Origin of the sequence: Streptomyces alkaliterrae (assembly GCF_007097205.2) — a bacterium.
Taxonomy (GTDB): domain Bacteria; phylum Actinomycetota; class Actinomycetes; order Streptomycetales; family Streptomycetaceae; genus Streptomyces; species Streptomyces alkaliterrae.
In genome coordinates this window covers 1-725 of sequence record NZ_VJYK02000664.1, presented here as the reverse complement: position 1 = coordinate 725, position 725 = coordinate 1, and the positions used below count along the sequence as shown (strand labels likewise).

General features: G+C 78.6%; 1 protein-coding gene. It reads right to left on the bottom strand.

The annotated features are described in order from the left end of the window. On the bottom strand, positions 1–669 hold a 669-nt coding region (locus FNX44_RS27405), incomplete at its 3' end, for a rhomboid family intramembrane serine protease (RefSeq protein ID WP_323369694.1). Between the last annotated feature and the right edge of the window lie 56 nt (positions 670–725).

The window sequence follows — 725 nt, the reverse complement described above, 5'->3', positions numbered from 1 at the left end:
CCGCGGCACCCCACCCCGCGCCTTCCCGGTGATCTCCGCGTCTCCCGGTGCCGCCGGGCGGGTCCGGCGGTGGTGGAGCCGGCCGAGCAGCAGGCCGAGGGCGAAGCCGAGCAGATGGGACTGGTGGGCGAAGGCGGCGGTGCTCGTCCCGCCGCCCGCCCCGGCGTCCGGGCTGCGGGCGGCGAGCCACTGCACCGCGGCCCAGCAGCCCAGCGCGAGCCAGGCGGGCAGTCGCAGCGGCAGGAACAGCAGCGCCGGGTAGAGCGCGGTGATCCGGGCCCGGGGGAAGAGCAGCAGGAACGCGCCCAGCACGCCGGCGACCGTTCCGGACGCCCCGACCAGCACGTCCGTGGAGTCCGGGTGCAGCGTGGCGTGGCCGAGAGCCGTCGCCGGGCCGACGGTGAGACAGCCCAGCAGGAACGGAAGTCCGCCCACCCGGCGCTCCACCCACGGGCCGAAGAGCAGCAGGAAGAGCAGGTTGGCCGGCAGGTGCAGCCAGCCGGTGTGTACGAACTGGGAGGTGAGGAGGGTCGTCCACTCGGCGGGGCCGCCGCCCCACAGCTCGGCGGGCACCACGCCCCAGCGCCGCTGCGCGCCGGGCCCGGCCCCGGGGCCGACCGCCGCGAGCAGGGAGCCGAGCACGCATCCGGCGGCCAGGGCGTGGCTCACCGGCGCGGCCCGGGCCGCCCGCAGGAGCCGGGGTGGCCGGGGCCGCGCCGGTGAGC